Origin of the sequence: Streptomyces sp. SID3343 (assembly GCF_009865215.1) — a bacterium.
Classification (GTDB): Bacteria; Actinomycetota; Actinomycetes; order Streptomycetales; family Streptomycetaceae; genus Embleya.
On record NZ_WWJX01001152.1, the window covers coordinates 1 to 670 of the forward strand.

Annotated in this window: 1 protein-coding gene; it reads left to right on the forward strand. The window is 72.4% G+C overall.

Annotated features, from left to right (window positions below):
* Positions 1–73 precede the first annotated feature (73 nt).
* Positions 74–670 (forward strand): GNAT family N-acetyltransferase (locus GT354_RS36045; RefSeq protein WP_161360597.1); only part of this gene is annotated, 597 nt, incomplete at its 3' end.

The window sequence follows — 670 nt, forward strand, 5'->3', positions numbered from 1 at the left end:
CGTCCTTCCCACCGCCGGAAACCCCGCCGACGGACCGCTGGGCGCGGCGACCGCGCCGACCGGCGGCCCGGCCATCCGGGAACTGCACGAACTCGACGAACTGCAAGCCGTCGCAGACCTGTTCGTCGACATCTGGGGCCCGTCTCCCGGCAACGACCCGATCAACGTCGAGCAGATGCGGGCGCTGTCCCACGCCGGCAACTACGTCGCCGGGGCCTACGCGGACGGGCGTCTGGTGGGCGCCACGGTCGCGTTCTTCGGCGCGCCCGCCGGCGAGACGCTGCACTCGCACATCACCGGTGCCCGCGCCGGACACGCCGCCGGCTTCGCGCTCAAACTGCACCAGCGCGAATGGGCCCTGGCCCGCGGCCTGAAGCGGATCACCTGGACCTACGACCCGCTGATCCGGCGCAACGCCTACTTCAACCTGGCCAAGCTCGGCGGCCTGCCCATCGAGTACCTGCCCACGTTCTACGGCACGGTCGACGACGCGATCAACGGCGGCGACGACACCGACCGCGTCCTGGTCGAGTGGGACCTGTCCCACCCCGATGTCGTCGCGGCGGCGCGGCTGGACCCGATACCCGTACGGGTGCCACCCAACGCCGAGCCCGCCCTGTACGCGCGCAACGGCCTGCCCGTGCTCGGCCGCCCCTACGCCGACACGCTG